Source organism: Xanthomonas arboricola pv. populi (genome assembly GCF_002939945.1).
Lineage (GTDB): Bacteria > Pseudomonadota > Gammaproteobacteria > Xanthomonadales > Xanthomonadaceae > Xanthomonas > Xanthomonas arboricola_A.
Map to the genome: position 1 here is coordinate 1 of NZ_MDEB01000022.1, position 1,185 is coordinate 1,185.

Annotated in this window: 1 protein-coding gene; it reads left to right on the plus strand. The window is 69.4% G+C overall.

Translation table 11 applies throughout. The features are described 5' to 3' along the window. On the plus strand, nucleotides 1–1,182 hold a 1,182-nt coding region (locus XaplCFBP3123_RS21095; protein ID WP_172453432.1), incomplete at its 5' end, for a YadA family autotransporter adhesin. Nucleotides 1,183–1,185: the final 3 nt, after the last annotated feature.

Here is a 1,185-nt window from a genome sequence, read left to right on the forward strand (position 1 = left end):
AGCGGCGATGGCCGCGGCGGCCCGGCCACGCGTCGCATCGTCAATGTCGGCAGCGGCGCGATCGCCAGTGCCAGTACCGATGCGATCAATGGCGGCCAGTTGTTCCAGTCGTTGAGCAACGCTGCCAGCTTCCTCGGCGGTGGCGCGGCGATCGGTGCGCAAGGCGTGTTCGTCGCGCCGACCTACGTGATCCAGGGTGCCAGCTACAACAACGTCGGTGCGGCATTGACCGCGTTGGACAGCAAGGTCAGCGAGCTGGACGCGCGTGGCGGTACTGCAACGGCCAGCACTGCGGCACGCACGCTGTCGCTGCGCACTGCAGCGGTGCCTGCAGTTGCTGCGAGCGCAGTGACGGCATCGAGCAGCGCTGTTGCCGACACCGGCGCCAGCGTGCAAGGCACGCCGACCGCCGCGGTGGTCGGCAGCATCACGCCGGCCGCAACGTCCACCGCCGTGGGCACGGCCGCAGTGGCCAACCACGTGACCGGCACTGCGATCGGCGGCAGCGCCTATGCGCATGGTCCCAACGACACCGCGATCGGCAGCAATGCGCGCGTCAATGCCGACGGCAGTACCGCAGTCGGCGCCAACACACAGATTGCCGCGGTGGCGACCAATGCGGTGGCGATGGGCGAGGGCGCGCAGGTCAGTGCGGCCTCCGGTACGGCGATCGGCCAGGGCGCACGGGCGAGTGCGCAAGGTGCGGTGGCCCTGGGCCAGGGTGCGGTCGCCGATCGCGCCAACACGGTGTCGGTGGGCAGCGTCGGCGGCGAGCGGCAGGTGGCCAATGTGGCCGCCGGCACGCGTGCCACCGATGCGGTCAACAAGGGCCAGCTGGACAACGGCGTTGCCGCGGCCAACAGCTATACCGACAGCCGTTACAACGCGATGGCCGACAGTTTCGAGACCTACCAGGGCGACATCGAAGACCGTCTGCGCCGGCAGAACCGTCGGCTGGATCGTCAGGGCGCGATGAGCTCGGCGATGTTGAACATGGCCGCCAGCGTCGGTGGCATCGCCACGCAGAACCGCGTCGGTGCCGGCGTCGGTTTCCAGAACGGCGAGTCGGCGTTGTCGGTGGGCTATCAGCGTGCGATCAGTCCGCGCGCCACCTTGACGGTGGGCGGCGCACTCAGTGGCGACGACAGTTCGATCGGTGTGGGTGCCGGCTTCGGCTGGTAACGC